Here is a 16,229-nt window from a genome sequence, read left to right on the forward strand (position 1 = left end):
CATTTTTGCGATGAACACCCAAGGCAAAATCAACGAACTGCTGAATCAGCCGGGATGCGAGCATAATCAACAGAAACACGGTGCAAAGAAGAATAAGTCTTGTACACAACAAGCACAACCGGGTGCGGCTCAAGGTGGCTGTGCTTTTGACGGGGCGATGATTGCTTTAGTACCTATTGCCGATGCGGCTCATTTGGTTCACGGGCCGATCGCCTGTGCTGGTAATTCTTGGGGTAGTCGTGGTAGTCTCTCTTCAGGCCCCCAACTCTATAAAATGGGCTTCACTACCGATATGTCAGAAAATGATGTCATCTTCGGTGGTGAGAAGAAACTCTATAAGGCAATTCTAGAAATTCACAAACGCTACAAACCCTCTGCGGTATTTGTCTACGCTACTTGTGTAACAGCCTTGATTGGTGACGATATGAATGCTGTGTGCAAGGCGGCGGCAGCAAAAATTAATACTCCTGTTATCCCTGTATTTGCTCCTGGCTTCATTGGTAGTAAGAACTTAGGCAACCGTTTCGGTGGTGAAGCTTTATTAGATTATGTTGTCGGGACAGCAGAACCGGAGTTTACCACCCCCTATGATATAAACTTAATTGGCGAGTATAACATCGCCGGAGAAATGTGGGGAGTCCTGCCGTTACTAGAAAAATTGGGTATTCGTGTCCTGTCGAAAATTACAGGTGATGCTCGATTTGAAGAAATCCGCTATGCTCACCGCGCCAAGCTGAACGTCATGATTTGTTCGCGGGCGTTGCTCAATATGGCGAAAAAGATGGAGGAAAAATACGGCATCCCCTACATTGAAGAATCTTTTTATGGCATCGATGATATGAATCGGTGTCTGCGGAATATTGCGGCTCAATTGGGCGACCCGGATTTACAAGCACGCACAGAGGAGTTGATAGCGTCAGAAATGGCGGCTCTAAATTTGGCTCTCGCTCCCTATCGCGATCGCCTCAGAGGTAAGCGTGTTGTATTATACACAGGTGGTGTCAAGAGTTGGTCAATTATCTCCGCAGCTAAAGACTTAGGTATAGAAGTAGTTGCTACCAGTACCCGAAAGAGTACGGAAGAAGATAAGGGAAAAATCAAGAAATTGCTGGGTACTGAAGGCATCATGTTAGAAAAGGGCAACGCCAAAGAATTGCTGCAATTGGTCAAAGATACACAAGCTGATATGTTAATTGCCGGTGGTCGTAACCAATACACCGCCCTGAAAGCCAGGATTCCTTTCCTCGATATCAACCAAGAACGTCATCATCCCTACGCCGGCTATGTAGGAATGTTGGAAATGGCGCGGGAATTGTACGAAGCCCTCTACAGCCCGATTTGGGAACAAGTCCGAAAGCCCGCACCTTGGGACGAAGATATGGGGACATGGGCTAACGAATATACAAAAAATCAAAATCGCGCTTTGGCATCTATCGAGGAGTTAATCTGATGGCGGTTGTTACTGTTCCCGAAAAATCAGTTGCAGTGAATCCTCTAAAGCAAAGTCAAGCTTTGGGTGCATCTCTGGCTTTTTTGGGATTGAAGGGGATGATTCCTCTGTTTCACGGTTCGCAAGGTTGTACAGCCTTTGCCAAAGTGGTGTTAGTCCGTCATTTTCGGGAAGCAATTCCCCTAGCTACCACAGCGATGACGGAAGTAACTACGATTTTGGGTGGAGAAGAAAACATCGAACAGGCGATACTAACCTTAGTAGAGAAGTCCAATCCTGAAGTTATTGGTTTGTGTAGCACTGGACTCACAGAAACTAGAGGCGATGATATTGTGAAATTTTTGAAGGATATCCGCGATCGCCATCCAGAAATCGCTCACATTCCAGTTATCTTTGCACCCACACCCGACTTTAAAGGGGCGTTGCAAGATGGTTTTGCCGCAGCTGTCGAGAGTATAGTCAAAGAAATCCCCAAAGCAGGAGCAATCAGAAGCGAACAAGTTACAATTCTCGCTGGTTCTGCCTTCACACCAGGGGATTTGCAAGAAATCAAAGAGATTGTCACCTCTTTTGGATTAATTCCCATCTTTGTCCCTGACATCGGCGCATCACTCGATGGACATCTAGAAGATGGTTACAGTGCGGTAACAGCTAGTGGTACAACTATCAGACAACTTCAAGAAATTGGTAGTTCCGCCTTTACTATCGCCTTGGGTGAAAGTATGCGGGGTGCAGCCAAAATACTCGAAGAACGGTTTAACATTCCCTACGAAGTATTCAGTGAACTCACGGGACTAGAACCAGTAGACGAGTTTTTACAAGCACTAGCCATACTGAGCAGTCGCCCCGTACCCGAAAAGTATCGCCGTCAACGCCGTCAACTGCAAGATGCAATGTTAGACACGCACTTTTACTTTAGTGCCAAGCGAGTATCATTAGCATTAGAACCGGATTTACTCTGGTCAACAGTGCGGTTTCTGCAATCGATGGGGACACAAATTCATGCAGCCGTCACCACCACACGCTCACCCCTCTTAGAAAAACTCCCCATCAAGAGCGTTACCATTGGTGATTTAGAAGACTTTGAAGAATTGGCAGTTGGATCTGACCTGCTGATTGGTAATTCTAACGTAGCTGCGATCGCCAAACGTCTATCCATACCTCTCTATCGCCTCGGTATACCTATCTATGACCGATTAGGTAATGGTCTATTCACAAAAGTAGGTTATCGCGGCTCAATGGAAGTCTTATTTGGCATCGGTAACTTATTTCTCGAAGCAGAAGAAGAACGAATGAAACATCTATGGGGGCTGGTGTCAAATTAATTCAAAATTCAAAATTAGGGAATTGAGGAGAAATTACCAATGCCCAATTCCCTATGCCCCATCCCCAACGACCAAAAAAGCAGGAGAATGAAAGTGAAAATTGCCTTTACAACTACCGACCACGTTCATATTAATGCTCACTTTGGCTGGGCGAGAGAAATTGATGTCTACGAAATCGACGCAGAAGGATATCAATTTTTAGAAACATTAAACTTTGAAGGTGACTTAAAACAAGACGGCAACGAAGATAAAGTTGCACCAAAACTAGACGCATTAGTTGACTGCGCCATAGTTTATGTCACAGCAATTGGTGGAACTGCTGCCGCTAAATTAATCAAAAAAGGCGTTACCCCAGTTAAAGCACGTTCCGAACAAGAAGAAATTAAAGAAATCCTCAATAAATTAGTTCAAACCCTCAAAGGCAATCCTCCCCCTTGGTTGCGGAAAGCATTGCAACCCAAAACCAAAAACTTTCTTGATGAATTAGAAGACGAAGCAACAGTATGAGCGCAGAAAATAGCGTCAACGACACCGCCACAGATGTAGTTGCCAACTCCCCATTTCTCAAAGCCTTAGTATTACAAATTCGCGGACAAGACACTTACGGAGTTTTCCGCAGTTGGTCTGACGAACTACTTCTAAAACCCTTCATAGTTCCCAAAAAAAAGAAAAGGGAAATTCCCATAGAAGGTGAAGTTGATCCTGTCACCCAAGCGCGAATCATGTCATTTTTCCGCGCCATAGCTGCCAGAATCGAACAAGAAACCGGACTAATTTCCCAAGTAGTAATTGATTTAAGTCATGAAGGCTTTGGCTGGGCCTTAGTCTTTTCCGGTCGCCTATTACTCACCGTCAAAACCTTACGCGACGCACACCGCTTTGGTTTTGAATCCCTAGAGCAACTAGCCGAAGAAGGCGAGAAATTTGTCACCAAAGGACTAGACCTAGCCAACCGCTTCCGCGAAGTCAGCAAACTGTAAAAATAGGGAGTAGGGAGTAGGGAATAAATATTTTCATCCTTGTTCATCGAACCTCTTGCATAAATACCGAACCACAAGAATAGATACCTTCGCGCTCTCCTCTGCGCCTCTGCGCCTCTGCGTGAGATTTAAATAATATTCTTGGCAACGCCAAAGTCTTTATGCAAGAAACCCCCTAACTCAAAACAAAACCCAACAATGCAAGTAGAAGAAACCAGCATTGAAGAACTCAAAAACAAAATCAAACGCCTCAACAGTAAAGCCGGGCAGATGAAAATGGATCTGCACGACTTAGCAGAAGGCTTACCCACAAATTACACACAATTAATGGAAGTTGCAGCCGCAACTTATGAAATATATCGCCAGCTTGATGAACTGAAGCAACATCTTAAGCAATTGGAGAAAGGTAAATGACTAAAACTATTGAAGAATTCAAAAAACTTGCCGATGCCGAAGAATTTCTCAAATTCTTTGAATTGGAATACGACCCCAAAATTGTTCATGTAAATCGTTTACATATTCTAAAAAAATTCTCTCAACTTATCAGTGAAATTGATAGCAATCCAGACCTCAGTACAGAAGAAAGATTAAATCAATATTGTTTGGCATTGCAGAAAGCTTATCAGACATTTTTGGAATCAACACCTCAAGAACAAAAGTTGTTCAAGGTATTTAAAGACAAACCAAAAAATGTAATTACGCTGACAGAACTTTCTTCTGATTAGGAGGTATAAAGTGATCAACCTAACGCCTACCGAGTTAGAACGATATAGTCGCCAGATGATGCTCCCTAATTTTGGCGAAGTAGCTCAAAAGCGTCTGAAGTCGGCGACAGTTTTAGTGACTGGTGTGGGGGGATTAGGCGGTACAGCTGCGCTTTACCTAGCAGTAGCGGGCGTTGGGCGGCTCATCCTAGTCCGAGGCGGTGATCTGCGGCTAGATGACATGAATCGTCAGATTCTGATGACGGATGATTGGGTAGGAAAACCAAGGGTTTTCAAAGCGAAAGAAACTCTACAGGCGATTAATCCTGACATCCAGATAGAAGCGGTTCATGACTATATCACACCGGAAAATGTAGATGCGTTAGTGCAGTCTGCTGATATGGCTCTGGATTGCGCTCACAATTTTACAGAACGTGATTTGTTGAATACAGCTTGTGTACGCTGGCGTAAGCCGATGGTGGAAGCAGCGATGAGTGGGATGGAGGCTTACCTGACTACGATTATACCGGGTGTGACTCCGTGTTTGTCCTGTTTCTTTCCTGAGAAACCTGAGTGGGATCGGCGTGGTTTTTCTGTGCTGGGTGCGGTGTCTGGTACACTGGCTTGTTTGACAGCACTGGAAGCAATCAAGCTGATTACTGGGTTTAGTCAACCGTTATTGTCGCAATTGCTGACGATTGACTTAAATCGGATGGAATTTGCCAAGCGGCGTTCTCAACGCGATCGCTCTTGTCCGGTATGTGGTAACAATGCGCCTTGGAGGTATGCACAATCCAATGCGATGGAAACTAGCAGCAATTGCACACATAGTTGATGGTTGAATGGGTCAGGCGATCGCTACACCTGCTTTTAACATCTCTACAAACACACCCACACCTAGAATCACAAAAACTAATCGCGACAAATCAGGAGTTTTAATGACCGTTACTTTAACAGAAAAAGCAGAATTTCGTCTGCGGGGATTGTTGCGAGGTTCAGCTAGTGACACTGATGAAAAAACTACTAAAGGTGTCCGCATCTCCGTCAACGACGGTGGTTGCAGTGGTTATGAATATGGAATGGAAATCACTAGCAAACCTCAACCAGATGATCTAGTCATCGAACAAGGTAAAGTTTTGGTTTACGTTGATGCCAAAAGTGCGCCTTTATTAGAAGGACTGATCATCGATTTTGTAGAAGGGATGGTTGAAAGTGGCTTTAAGTTCACTAACCCTAAAGCAACCAGTACCTGCGGTTGTGGTAAGTCCTTCAAAGCTGGTGATTGTTCCCCTCAAGGCGTACCTTGCAGTTAATCCCATTTCAGACTTAACCCTGAACATTCAGTCTGATCTGAAAAGTTTCCCTTAGACAAAACAGACACTTGCTGATTTTTTCGCAACAAAAGCAGTGTCTCTCTTTGCGCCCCTTCTCGAAGAGTCAAGGGAGATTTAAAAACTTCGAGAAATTAGTTCCGTCTGATAAATCTTGAGGAGAATCGGAAAATGGCTACCTATCAAGTTAGATTGATCAACAAGAAAGAAAACCTCGATACGACAATTGAAGTTGATGAAAACACTACAATTGTTGACGGAGCAGCAGATAACGGTATTGAATTACCTGTATCTTGTTATTCTGGTTCTTGCTCTAGCTGTGTAGGCAAAGTTGTTGAAGGTGAAGTTGACCAATCTGAGCAAAAGTTCTTAGATGATGAACAGGTGGCTCAAGGATTCGCTCTATTGTGCGTTACCTACCCCCGTTCTAACTGCACAATCAAAACCCATCAAGAACCATATCTCGTTTAATCAATTGCGGTAATCGCTACCATTTACAGCTTTTGAAAGCCTAGCTGAAATCAGGATGAAATCTATAGTTCATCCTGATTCATTTTAGGTAAGAAAAGTTGATTTGATGCCTTTCATACCCATTGTAATAGGCTGGCCTCAATATCTGAATTTTTGGAGTTGAGAAAATTGGTATTACAAAGCTGTATATCCGTGCCAAAACCAGTATCCTAAACCCAAAAAACTTAGCAGAGTTAAGATAGCGATCGCTATCAATTTCCAATTAATTGGTTTCTCTGGCAAAGTATCTGTAATCATAATCGGACTTCCAGGCAGATTAAATTGATCGAGTAACTGGTTAACATTGGCTTTGTTTGTCACTACTCGATCAACACCCAGCCAAATATATTGCAAATTATAAGGATTTGGCTCTGTCTTGACACCACCAAAATTTTCAAACAACGCATCATCATAATAGGTGGTATCGGTTACAGCCTGGTTATGAAAAGCAATTAAGGGAGGGTAATACTTTTTGTCTTTGTTGGAAAGAGAAAAGTAGATTTTCTTCTCTTGACTAGCGATGCAGTCAAAATTGGATTTTTGTTGCCAAAATCTTGGTTTTACCCAAGATTCTGGTTTGACAATTCTATCATCTGCTCCATGTAAAATGCCTATGGGTAGTGTTAACTTACTGCCGATTGTACGAATGTTGATTGGTTGTTCTGCAAACGGAGAATTGAACAGTTTTAAAATCCAGAGGGCTATCTGCGGAATGCCCATCTCCGTACTTGGGGCTGGATCGGCAGTAATAATTTGTTTTGGTAAAAACTTTTGTTGACTTGGCTCAAGATAAAGAGGCCAACTCAGTGCTAATAATCCTCCCAAAGAATGACCAAATACATAAAAATCAAAGTCTGATTGGGCGATATTGGGATGATGATCAGATAACTTTTTCCAAGTTATATCAGTAATGTCTATTGCTTGGTCAATCCATTCTATCGGGCTATGCAACAGACTTAAGCCAACAGTAGAAATGAGTTTGATTAAATTCTGTCCATAGCGACGATTAAACCATGAGAAAAATAATTTAATCACCAGGATGAACACGACTAAGGCTAAGGAAACGCGAAGATACTTTAAGAAAGTCGGTTTAATTAATTTGCGAGCCACCATTCCCAGTTTCCGCCGCCGATTCTGCTCTTGATTCAAAGTATCTCCTAGCTTAAAGTTCTTGCCTTTGGCAATCACACCTTGCAGAACTTTACCCCAGGATAATTGATTTTGTGCTTGATTTTCTACGGAGGCTGTTATGGCTTCTGGGTCGTCTGGATAGGTACTTTTTTGAAAGTCTGGAAAAATTACATAGTAGCCTTGTTTAGCCAATTCTTCCAAATGGTCTTCATAGAATTTTGGCATACACAAAGCAAAGCCGTGCAAGTAAGTAATTAACCTCAGTTTGCCTTGCTGATCACGGTAAGGAGCATCAGGAACATAGACTTGGATAAAATTACCTTGAATATGACTTCCTGACTGATATATTGTGTAGCCATTTTTGTGGATAGTATGCTCCCATTCCAAAGCTTCTCGATTTGCAACATCTACCATCAATGTTTCTTTGTGTCTTTGCTTTTCAGCAGGTACGTTGCGGAAAAACTGTATTGTCTGCTCTGTTAATAACAAACTGAAAGCCATAACAGATTCAGAACCACTAGCCGGAAGTGTACCGAATGTTGATGCAGGAAGAGCATTACCAATTAGCCCGATAAATGTACCTATAAATAACAATGGCCATTTCAGTCTTACCCAGATGCCGATACCAATCAGTAGCATGAACAAATTAACTACAATGGTAATAATTGGTGGAGCAGTGAGGTTTTCAGGAACATAACGCAACATTCCTGCAAAAAATTCTGGTTTCAACTCCATCCCTAGGTAATTTTTGGTAATATCTATCCCAGCCAGTCCGAATGCAATTCCCCAGGATAAAACTCTGACTAATGTAGTCGCCCAAGCTGCTCCCGCACGATGAGCCAGTTCCACACCAATCACAATGAACAGTGGCACAATTAAGTAGTGTAGGAGATAGCGAATCATGTTGAGATTTTCTAAAGCTTCTCCTGCACCAATGAATGTTCCTGTTCCTAAAATAAAATTGTCATAGCTGAGACTGACTAACAATAAGGGAGTAACAATCATTGCTAGGCTAGATGATTTTCGCCACAGACTAATTCCCCAACCGATTAATAGCCATGCGATCGCAGCTAGTGTCAGATGTCCCAAAGGATACAAGATTAACAAAATGTTGTTCATCTTCCCAGCATCAAATATTGATAGGAGCATATTTGCTAATTTTTGGTGGCTAATATTTTGCTTGTGGTTAATTTTTCTGGATTATTGCTCCTAAATTGAGCAATACCTTTGTCATAGACTAACCATGTGAAGATAGCTACTCCTGCTTCTGTTCCGCCTAAGTCATGCAGGATATGAAATAAAGCATTGAAAGTCACTTGTGGATCTGTATAGGGATTGCCGCCATACTTGTCTAGAAGAAATACAAAAGTTAAGTTAACTCCTACTGAAAAAATTGGCACAAGAATAATTTTCCAATCTTTGAGAAGTTTATAACCTCGATAAGTCAAAACTGCAAAAACTATAGTAAGTGCAATATAGATTGGAACTTTAAAACTGGGGTTATTAGCTTTATACCCTAAAGGGTATAAAATAGATACAACTAACAAACTGATGGCGAACAAAATGTTAACTAATCTGGTGAGGAAAGTTGTTTTGATCACCAAGCCATCAGACCACAATACAAATGCTGAAATCAGGAAAAAATAGAACATGAAATTCAGCATGGTAAAATCGTTAGCATAATACCAGCATTGGGTAACGTGCCAGCCTATTTCAGAGGCGATCGCCACCATAATAAAAGCTAGTCCTAGTTGGGAAGCAAAAATAACTCTGAATCCCAATCCCAAATTTTTTAAGCCACCATAAAAAATTCTCATTGCCAACGGAATCAAGGCAAAAGTGAGAATGTGGGTGACAATCAAGCCAAATTTCCAACCACCAGTAATACAGGTGCGAGTTTGATTAATTAACTGAGATTCTGCGATTTCTGGCAGGATGGTCAGCGTGTAACCAAATCCAAATAAAACTATCAAGAAACAGAAAGCGATAAACGCTAAATCAGCATTAAATATTTTGCTAGTGCTGTCTTTTTGCAAGTCTTCCATCAGTATCAATGAGTTATTTGTGTTGATTGGATAAATACTTTTTTCTGCCATCATCAAGATAATTACTTGGCAAAAAAAGTCAATAAATTCCAAACACAAATAGCTAAAATTGCATATATTTGCATGAGATCGAGCTATCTTGTGTTTGGAATAATAGCTATATCAACTCTTAAACTAAGCCAAGATTTGTGATTATTGGAAATTGTCGCTGAAGTTAACTTGTAAATTGACTGGCTCTGAGCCAAAACCGCTTCCTTTGGCCGAATATATCGTATCTCCAGGTTCTAAAACAGCTGTACCACCACAAGCTTTAATTAGGTTAGTGCCGTTCTTCACTTTTTGATCTACGCAACCAAACTCACGCTTTCCTCCAGGACCCGTAATTACAATGGTGTCAATGCTTCCAGTTGCCGTCTCAGGTTTCAAGGAAACTGTCACAGCACGAATCACTCTTCGTTCGGTCAAGCATGCTACAGGAGTAGCAACTTCAAAAGACCCACCCTGAATCTTAATAGTTTTAAACGGACTTCCACCAATGGGGTATGCTCCAGGAGAGCAACTATCTGCCATTGCCCCGGTAGGGAAACAGAACATCAGACATGAAAGAGCAAATGCAAATGTCAAAATCTTTGCCCAGCCCATAAACTTTTTCAATGAATTCATGGTCATACTCCTTGTTTAGCTCCAAATAATTAATGCAATGTGGTAATGGAAGGTTATTGATTTGGATGTACCTTAACCGAAGTAACAAATCGTTGTGACTACTTCAGATTGGAATTTGTGATTTTTTCGAGTTAGCGACACAGCAAGCGTAAATATGCGCCAGCGAATCCCACCCATCCAAATGGATAGATGTTCTTTAACTTAAGAAGTTATGCCCATCGATTCTCGGTGATAATACTGAGTGGAATCTAGTTCTCTTGTGATTGATAATCTGCTAATTATCAATCTTTCTAGGCTATGTAAAACTTATATCCTGAGATAGATGTGTGTCAACTGGTTTTTAAACGCCTTCAATAAAGTTTTATTAAGACTCGCCTCCGTTTAAAGACCGCACGCAGCTAAGATGCGGAGTCAAGACTAGACTCAGTAATTTTATGGCTGAGATAAAGTAACGCTATAGCTCTGATTGCCTTCATTAGCTCTATCGCTTAGTTAATTTGATTTTTGCTTCATCAATCCGAATAACCCCAATTGATTAAATCAACTGGGGTTATCAACTTTGATAAATTGTTTGTATGTGATACATATATATGATGATTTTATGGCAATATATTTACCCTAATCCTATCTACACCATCACCTAATTTTATTGAAAAACTAAATAGGGTGCATGATACAGGAAAAATGTAAAATTAGTCGCTTTTTTCGTAATTTTTAAGCGGTTTTAACCAATGTATACGACAATCGTTATAAAGGTTAATCATCTAACCTTATGGGAGTGATAATATATAAGTAAGCTAAATTGTTGCTAGTGAACTGAAACCTCAGCACAAAGCAATTCAAGGGTTATCTCAGCCATTCCTACCTTAATACTGGTCAAGTTCCAAAATTTGTTAGTCAGTAAGATAGCTTCAATAATATAGAAACTGCGTAAGTCTTGACGGAAAAGCAACCAGAATGATTAAGGTCTGAAATAGTGACTAAACTGTATAAATTGTCTGTCTAATTACTTTAAAAGTTATTCAGACAGTAGCAAGTACAATAACTCACAATTTAATTTGAATTAGAGTTAAGCGTGCAGTCTACACAGATGCAGTTTGGGAATATTGCAACAGTTTAGAAATAATTCCCTTCCTTGCAAACATAAGGAGCAGTAATTATGAGAGCCAAACAAATCATGACTCAAGATGTAGCTACTATTCGCGGCTCCGCAACTGTAGCAGATGCAGTCAGACTATTAAGGCTCAAAGGACTGCGTGCGTTAATTGTAGAACCTCGTCATAGTGCGGATGCTTACGGTATCGTCACTGTGGCTGATATTGCAAGTCAGGTTGTAGCTTATGGTAAAGATCCTGAAAGAATTCATGTCTATGATATTATGACGAAACCCTGCATCGTTGTTGATCCTGACCTCGATGTAGAATATGTAGCGCGTTTATTTTCTACTTACAATATATGGTGTGCGCCTGTAATTAGAGGTGAATTATTTGGGGTAATTTCTGTCACTGATATTGTTAGCAAGGGTGAACTTATTGCTCAACCCAAACTCATTTTCTTGCGGAAAGAACTGCACAAAGCTATCTCAGATGCTCGTGCAATTTCTGCCAACTATGGGCCAGACTCTAAACGGACGATGGAAGCTTGGGATTTTGTAGACGAACTTGAAAAAGAAGCCTATTTCTATGGCTTACCTAAAACTGAGAAATCTGCTAGAGAACTATTTGCTGAAACACCAGAATTCGCTACTGTTTAGCGCAAGATTACAGGAAGCAGAATACTCAGTATTTCTACTTCTTTGTAATCACGAGGTTGTTTAGAGTATGACTTGACAACTCTAATCATCAGCATTCCATAGCATTGTGTTTAGAAATGGTGGGCAATGCCCACCATTACCTTTTTCTTGTAGGGTGCATCAGTGTCAAACATATATTGATAATTACTGAATTATCTTTTTTGACGCACCTACTAATGTGGCAATTGCGTAAGTCCTAGTTTTATTTGGCGAATTGTGTGTAAATGCTACAACTAATTATGAATCAAAAAATTCCCTCAAATTTGAGTGCAGAAACTCAGCAATGGTTGAAACTCAAAGGCTACAACATTGAGGATTTACATCAGCGTGGGGAAAACGGCGATACAGCTTTGATGAAAGCTACTAAGGAGGGAGTCTTTGCAGTTGTTAAAGAATTAATTGATGCGGGTGCTGAAATTAATGCTAGAAACAATGATGGTAATAATGCTTTATGGTTTGCTTGTTTTGGCAATCACTACGATTTAATTAATTTGCTTCTAGGGAACAAGATTAATATTGATAATCAAAATGACAATGGTGCAACGGTTTTAATGTATGCTGCATCAGCAGGTAAAGCGGAAGTTGTGAAATTACTTTTACAATACTATCCTAACTTAGATTTAAAAAATTTGGATGATTATCAAGCTATAGATTTTGCCAGCACTGTTGAGGTTTTAAGGATTTTGAAAAATGCCGCCAAGTAATATTTCTGGTAAAGCTTACCATGAGGCTACCAAGCATTCTTACTTATCGGTGCAACTTGATCCAAATTATGTTGATGCTGCTACTCAACCCTCTGCATTTAAAGTTTATCCCCAGTTTTATAGAAGAGTGAAATTAAATCTCAATAATAAAATTCACTCTTTTATCTGGTTAACCAGTGCAGTTACCTTCTCAAAGGTATATAAAAATGTTCCCTACAAACTGCGGGTAAATCCGTCAGCAGGGGCGTTGTATCCTACGGAGGTGTACGTACAGATTCGCGGAATGGCGGAAATAGTAGACGGTATCTATCATTTAGAAGTTGAGAATAATTGTCTAACACTCATCTATGAATTAATTGATGATGGGTTAGAGAGTTATATTATACCGGGCAGAAGTATCAAGGGATTCATTTTTTTAATTAGTTCTGTTTATTATAGGTCTAGCTGGAAATATAAAGACAGGAGTTTGAGATATTGCTTGTTAGATAGCGGACACCATTTAGGTGCTGTTGCTGCTTCAGCTTATCTTAACCAACTTGATATCCAGCTAATTTTTGATTTTGATAAACTCGCTCTCAATACAGATTTGGGGTTTGAGAATAAGGAGTTTATTAGTGCTTGTGCAGTATCTGGTGAAATACAGGAAAAGCAAGTTAGAAGACTCAGGCTGAAGCTTCCTTTTGTTTGTGGTACAGATTATTTTGTAGCTAATCAATTTATTGAAGATAGCTATCAAACAACCGCTTGTCAAACCAGCCGCAAACAACAACTTCAGCAACCTCAGTTTAATTTTGAGCCGGATAAATTCTACCAAACTGTCTGGGATAGACGTTCAGTTAGACGTTTCCGGAAAGAGTCGATTTTGCAAGAACAATATTTATATATCTTGCAACTACTAAAGCAGCCAATACCAACAGAAAATTTTGAGCCAGTAGAAATTTACTCGGTGGTGCATCGTGTTGAGGGGATGACATCAGGGTTATATCAAGGCGTGAATTTGGTGAAAGCAGGTAATTTCAGTGACAAAACTGGTTACTTGTGTGTAAATCAAGCACTCGCTAGAGATTGTGCTGCGATATTATTTTTCGTGTCTGAATATACCAGTTATCAAACTGCTATGCAAATAGCTGGTTTTTTAGGACACAGGATTTATCTGGGTAGTAATTATATAGGTATTCAATGTAGTGGCATTGGTGCTTTTTATGATGATGAAACCCAGGAATTCTTAGAAACAAATAAAGATGTGCTGTATGCAATGGTAATTGGAATTTAAGTTAGGATTGTCAACAAGAATGAAAAGACGCAGTTTTTCTTTTAACGGTGATGACTTTCATCCTATGCAGCCATCATCGGCTGATATTGTGTTGAGACAGCAACTAGAGTATTCTATTAGTAGATGCTTTTACGAAGCGTGCGATCGCACCTTACAAAACCTCTTATCTAATTGTCGGTGGTATGTGACAACTCAAGCCAATGCCATGACATTGGTGATTGAATGTCCTGATCAATTTACCAACTGGCGGATTTTGCAAAAACTCGTACCAATGGGTAAACTACTCCAGCAAATAGTTAGCAGTGCCAAGATTCGGGTTTGTCCCCCAGAAAGTGAAGGCGTACCTTTTGAGATGAGAGTAGATGAACTCTCTGTGTATCAGGATAGGGCCTAATCATACGATGAGGGAGACAAGAAAGGCAAGGGAGACAAGGGAGAAAATATTTTTCCCAGTCCCTACTCCCTAATCTCTAATAATTCCGAATTATCCCAACTATTTCTGCAAAAACCACATCAGCAGAATTTTGAACAACGGGACTCAATTCTAGTCCAAAATCAAGACTTGCAGCTTCAATTAAATAAACCGTCACATCTTGCGGAAAATCCTCTTTAAATATTTTCCTTCCGGTAAATAAAGCATTATCCCAACGAAAATCATGCAAATTATAACTAGGTTCTGGTAATGCTGCCAATTCTGCACCAGGAACTTTAAATACTGCGCCAGGTTCAGAACCCGTTGAACTGGCATCAATAATTACTAATTGTTTACTACCTCTAGCTTGAAACATGACTTCCATTCCTGCTGTTCCACAGTCATAAACTTGTATGTGAGGATGGGGATTTTCTGCTAAATATTTTTGTAAGCGTTGTGCAAGAATTACACCTACAGCGTCGTCACTGCGATTGAGATTTCCGCAACCAATTATAGTTAACATTTTTACTAATTATTTATGATAAACCTGCATCTCGACGCTGCCAAAAATCATCTCGTGCAGCCTGATAATTCATAAGTTTATTTTGCTTCACATCATCTAAGTTGGCTTGAATCAAACCTGCATCTCGACGCTGCCAAAAATCATCTCGTGCAGCCTGATCATTCATAAGTTTAGTTCGGTTCACCTCGTCTAAGTTAGCTTGGAGATTAGCAACAATAGCCTTTTCAATTTCCAGATATTTTATACTGCGAACAGTATGAACAGGCTGAACAAGAGAGACGAAAGCAGCACCAAATTTTGTCACTCGAATTTCCTCTGTTTGACCGGAATATTGTTTTCCAGTCTTGACATACCAAGCAAACATTTCACAGTTGTTAGAGTGAATATTGTATGCACCAAATATATCAGCATATTCATGAATACGCTTTAGTTCTTCTTCCGTTAGTTCAACGTTTCCATGCCATTCAACTCCAGCAGTCCCCCAACCTACAGAATTATTAAAATTGCCATCTTGACTGAGGTAATAATGACGTGCAATTCCTAGTGTAGAATTAATCGGGATACTGTAAATACTGACCATAATTATTTATTGATAAAGATGCTAGCTTAATTAAAATAGAAATAATGAAATTATACCAGTTTTAGTCATACTCTGGTATACAAGTTTTGAGAGGCTTTTAAACCCCCATGCCAGCTAAAAAAAGTTTTTCCTTTTCCCTCTCCTACAAAGAGAGGGTTAGGGAGAGGTAGGGAAGGGGGCTTAGGTTTGTAATGCTCTTAAAACTTTACATTATATTTATCTGCCAGTTCAGAAAGCTTTTCATACTGTTGAATAGCAGCTTCACTAATTAAGGCTTTAGCTTCTTCTGGAGTGTTGCCGATGCTGGGGATTAAATATTTGACATAGAGGGCTAAAAAATCAACCATAATTGCAGAACCTACTAAACCATGACTATCAGCTTCTTTACCAGCCATTGCTGATACTAATCCTGCTTTAATTTGGTCTGGTCTATCTTTCATGAATTGATCAATAATTTGCCAAATATACTCATTTGGTATGAGGTTTTGTAACTTGGTTGTATCTGGAGTAAATTCTATACCTGCTAACTTTGCCTGTTCTAAAACACACCATTCTGTAAATTCTTGCAGTGCTTCTTCAGGAAGTTTGGGGAGATATTTGTGTAGTTCTAAATCAGACACAAGCTTACCTAATAGATTTCAGTTTTGTGGGAGTACATGACAGTAAGCCTAACTTACTGTTTCTCTAGTTTTTAGTGCGTTACGCTACGACTATTAAATAATTAGATAGAAAGAAAACTTTTGCAGAGGTGCGTGGCTAATGGGGGGAGATAAACGCTTGGTTTTGAGTTAGTAATCAAGCAGTTA

At 40.2% G+C, this 16,229-nt stretch carries 19 protein-coding genes; 13 read left to right on the plus strand and 6 right to left on the minus strand.

What is annotated here, in order from left to right:
* Window positions 1-10 precede the first annotated feature (10 nt).
* The 9 genes from nifE to AACS98_RS12480 all read left to right on the plus strand — a co-directional run bounded on the left by nifE (window position 11) and on the right by AACS98_RS12480 (window position 6,261).
* Window positions 11-1,450 carry a nitrogenase iron-molybdenum cofactor biosynthesis protein NifE gene (gene nifE / locus AACS98_RS12440; RefSeq protein ID WP_066380221.1) on the plus strand — a complete coding sequence of 480 codons (1,440 nt, stop codon included), beginning with the start codon at window positions 11-13 and terminating at the stop codon, window positions 1,448-1,450.
* Window positions 1,450-2,775 carry a nitrogenase iron-molybdenum cofactor biosynthesis protein NifN gene (gene nifN, locus AACS98_RS12445; protein WP_066380222.1) on the plus strand — a complete coding sequence of 442 codons (1,326 nt, stop codon included), beginning with the start codon at window positions 1,450-1,452 and terminating at the stop codon, window positions 2,773-2,775. Before nifE ends, nifN begins: the two co-directional genes overlap by 1 nt.
* Before the next feature lie 93 nt (window positions 2,776-2,868).
* Window positions 2,869-3,282 (plus strand): nitrogen fixation protein NifX, encoded by a 414-nt coding sequence (gene nifX / locus AACS98_RS12450; RefSeq protein ID WP_197480161.1) that lies wholly within the window; start codon window positions 2,869-2,871, stop codon window positions 3,280-3,282.
* The gene (locus AACS98_RS12455; RefSeq protein ID WP_066380225.1) at window positions 3,279-3,755 is read left to right on the plus strand and encodes a NifX-associated nitrogen fixation protein; all 477 of its coding nucleotides are present in this window, start codon (window positions 3,279-3,281) and stop codon (window positions 3,753-3,755) included. Before nifX ends, AACS98_RS12455 begins: the two co-directional genes overlap by 4 nt.
* Before the next feature lie 198 nt (window positions 3,756-3,953).
* Window positions 3,954-4,169 carry a CCE_0567 family metalloprotein gene (locus tag AACS98_RS12460; RefSeq protein ID WP_066380226.1) on the plus strand — a complete coding sequence of 72 codons (216 nt, stop codon included), beginning with the start codon at window positions 3,954-3,956 and terminating at the stop codon, window positions 4,167-4,169.
* On the plus strand, window positions 4,166-4,480 hold the full coding sequence (gene nifW, locus AACS98_RS12465) for a nitrogenase-stabilizing/protective protein NifW (protein ID WP_066380228.1): 315 nt from the start codon (window positions 4,166-4,168) through the stop codon (window positions 4,478-4,480). Before AACS98_RS12460 ends, nifW begins: the two co-directional genes overlap by 4 nt.
* A 10-nt stretch (window positions 4,481-4,490) precedes the next feature.
* Complete coding sequence (locus AACS98_RS12470) at window positions 4,491-5,294, plus strand: HesA/MoeB/ThiF family protein (RefSeq protein ID WP_066380230.1); 804 nt, start codon at window positions 4,491-4,493, stop codon at window positions 5,292-5,294.
* A gap of 103 nt (window positions 5,295-5,397) precedes the next feature.
* Window positions 5,398-5,772, plus strand: coding sequence for a HesB/IscA family protein (locus AACS98_RS12475; RefSeq protein ID WP_066380965.1), 375 nt, complete (start codon window positions 5,398-5,400; stop codon window positions 5,770-5,772).
* A gap of 189 nt (window positions 5,773-5,961) precedes the next feature.
* Complete coding sequence (locus tag AACS98_RS12480; protein ID WP_066380233.1) at window positions 5,962-6,261, plus strand: 2Fe-2S iron-sulfur cluster-binding protein; 300 nt, start codon at window positions 5,962-5,964, stop codon at window positions 6,259-6,261.
* 174 nt (window positions 6,262-6,435) lie between these two features.
* Here AACS98_RS12480 and AACS98_RS12485 read toward each other — a convergent pair whose 3' ends face one another.
* The 3 genes from AACS98_RS12485 to AACS98_RS12495 all read right to left on the minus strand — a co-directional run bounded on the left by AACS98_RS12485 (window position 6,436) and on the right by AACS98_RS12495 (window position 10,145).
* A complete protein-coding gene (locus AACS98_RS12485) occupies window positions 6,436-8,580 on the minus strand; it encodes a hypothetical protein (RefSeq protein ID WP_232317148.1) in 2,145 nt (714 codons plus the stop codon).
* Window positions 8,581-8,585: 5 nt separating this feature from the next.
* Window positions 8,586-9,530: a hypothetical protein gene (locus AACS98_RS12490; protein ID WP_231867012.1), complete on the minus strand. Its 945-nt coding sequence runs from the start codon at window positions 9,528-9,530 to the stop codon at window positions 8,586-8,588.
* A gap of 138 nt (window positions 9,531-9,668) precedes the next feature.
* Window positions 9,669-10,145 (minus strand): hypothetical protein, encoded by a 477-nt coding sequence (locus AACS98_RS12495; RefSeq protein ID WP_066380234.1) that lies wholly within the window; start codon window positions 10,143-10,145, stop codon window positions 9,669-9,671.
* A 1,153-nt stretch (window positions 10,146-11,298) separates the two neighbouring features.
* Here AACS98_RS12495 and AACS98_RS12500 point away from each other — a divergent pair.
* From AACS98_RS12500 to AACS98_RS12515, 4 genes are all read left to right on the plus strand, one after another.
* Window positions 11,299-11,892: a CBS domain-containing protein gene (locus tag AACS98_RS12500; protein WP_082803749.1), complete on the plus strand. Its 594-nt coding sequence runs from the start codon at window positions 11,299-11,301 to the stop codon at window positions 11,890-11,892.
* Between the two features lie 278 nt (window positions 11,893-12,170).
* A complete protein-coding gene (locus AACS98_RS12505) occupies window positions 12,171-12,635 on the plus strand; it encodes an ankyrin repeat domain-containing protein (protein WP_066380974.1) in 465 nt (154 codons plus the stop codon).
* Window positions 12,622-13,908: a nitroreductase family protein gene (locus tag AACS98_RS12510; RefSeq protein ID WP_066380237.1), complete on the plus strand. Its 1,287-nt coding sequence runs from the start codon at window positions 12,622-12,624 to the stop codon at window positions 13,906-13,908. The genes AACS98_RS12505 and AACS98_RS12510 overlap by 14 nt, the downstream gene beginning before the upstream one ends.
* 19 nt (window positions 13,909-13,927) lie before the next feature.
* A complete protein-coding gene (locus AACS98_RS12515) occupies window positions 13,928-14,302 on the plus strand; it encodes a hypothetical protein (protein WP_066380239.1) in 375 nt (124 codons plus the stop codon).
* A 76-nt stretch (window positions 14,303-14,378) separates the two neighbouring features.
* On the opposite strand, the gene AACS98_RS12520 is transcribed toward AACS98_RS12515, so the two are convergent.
* The 3 genes from AACS98_RS12520 to AACS98_RS12530 form a co-directional block, all read right to left on the minus strand.
* Window positions 14,379-14,843 carry a hydrogenase maturation protease gene (locus AACS98_RS12520; RefSeq protein WP_066380242.1) on the minus strand — a complete coding sequence of 155 codons (465 nt, stop codon included), beginning with the start codon at window positions 14,841-14,843 and terminating at the stop codon, window positions 14,379-14,381.
* 13 nt (window positions 14,844-14,856) lie between these two features.
* A complete protein-coding gene (locus AACS98_RS12525; RefSeq protein WP_066380244.1) occupies window positions 14,857-15,423 on the minus strand; it encodes an NC domain-containing protein in 567 nt (188 codons plus the stop codon).
* Between the two features lie 197 nt (window positions 15,424-15,620).
* Complete coding sequence (locus AACS98_RS12530; protein WP_066380246.1) at window positions 15,621-16,043, minus strand: hypothetical protein; 423 nt, start codon at window positions 16,041-16,043, stop codon at window positions 15,621-15,623.
* Window positions 16,044-16,229 lie beyond the last annotated feature (186 nt).

Source organism: Anabaena sp. CA = ATCC 33047 (genome assembly GCF_963870205.1).
GTDB lineage: Bacteria > Cyanobacteriota > Cyanobacteriia > Cyanobacteriales > Nostocaceae > Trichormus.

Coding starts and splice junctions, on each gene's coding strand:
- nifE (WP_066380221.1), top strand. CDS start 11: ATGAACACCCAAGGCAAAATCAACGAACTGCTGAATCAGCCGGGATGC.
- nifN (WP_066380222.1), top strand. CDS start 1,450: ATGGCGGTTGTTACTGTTCCCGAAAAATCAGTTGCAGTGAATCCTCTA.
- AACS98_RS12455 (WP_066380225.1), top strand. CDS start 3,279: ATGAGCGCAGAAAATAGCGTCAACGACACCGCCACAGATGTAGTTGCC.
- AACS98_RS12460 (WP_066380226.1), top strand. CDS start 3,954: ATGCAAGTAGAAGAAACCAGCATTGAAGAACTCAAAAACAAAATCAAA.
- nifW (WP_066380228.1), top strand. CDS start 4,166: ATGACTAAAACTATTGAAGAATTCAAAAAACTTGCCGATGCCGAAGAA.
- AACS98_RS12475 (WP_066380965.1), top strand. CDS start 5,398: ATGACCGTTACTTTAACAGAAAAAGCAGAATTTCGTCTGCGGGGATTG.
- AACS98_RS12480 (WP_066380233.1), top strand. CDS start 5,962: ATGGCTACCTATCAAGTTAGATTGATCAACAAGAAAGAAAACCTCGAT.
- AACS98_RS12485 (WP_232317148.1), bottom strand. CDS start 8,580: ATGCTCCTATCAATATTTGATGCTGGGAAGATGAACAACATTTTGTTA.
- AACS98_RS12490 (WP_231867012.1), bottom strand. CDS start 9,530: ATGATGGCAGAAAAAAGTATTTATCCAATCAACACAAATAACTCATTG.
- AACS98_RS12495 (WP_066380234.1), bottom strand. CDS start 10,145: ATGACCATGAATTCATTGAAAAAGTTTATGGGCTGGGCAAAGATTTTG.
- AACS98_RS12500 (WP_082803749.1), top strand. CDS start 11,299: ATGAGAGCCAAACAAATCATGACTCAAGATGTAGCTACTATTCGCGGC.
- AACS98_RS12505 (WP_066380974.1), top strand. CDS start 12,171: ATGAATCAAAAAATTCCCTCAAATTTGAGTGCAGAAACTCAGCAATGG.
- AACS98_RS12510 (WP_066380237.1), top strand. CDS start 12,622: ATGCCGCCAAGTAATATTTCTGGTAAAGCTTACCATGAGGCTACCAAG.
- AACS98_RS12515 (WP_066380239.1), top strand. CDS start 13,928: ATGAAAAGACGCAGTTTTTCTTTTAACGGTGATGACTTTCATCCTATG.
- AACS98_RS12520 (WP_066380242.1), bottom strand. CDS start 14,843: ATGTTAACTATAATTGGTTGCGGAAATCTCAATCGCAGTGACGACGCT.
- AACS98_RS12525 (WP_066380244.1), bottom strand. CDS start 15,423: ATGGTCAGTATTTACAGTATCCCGATTAATTCTACACTAGGAATTGCA.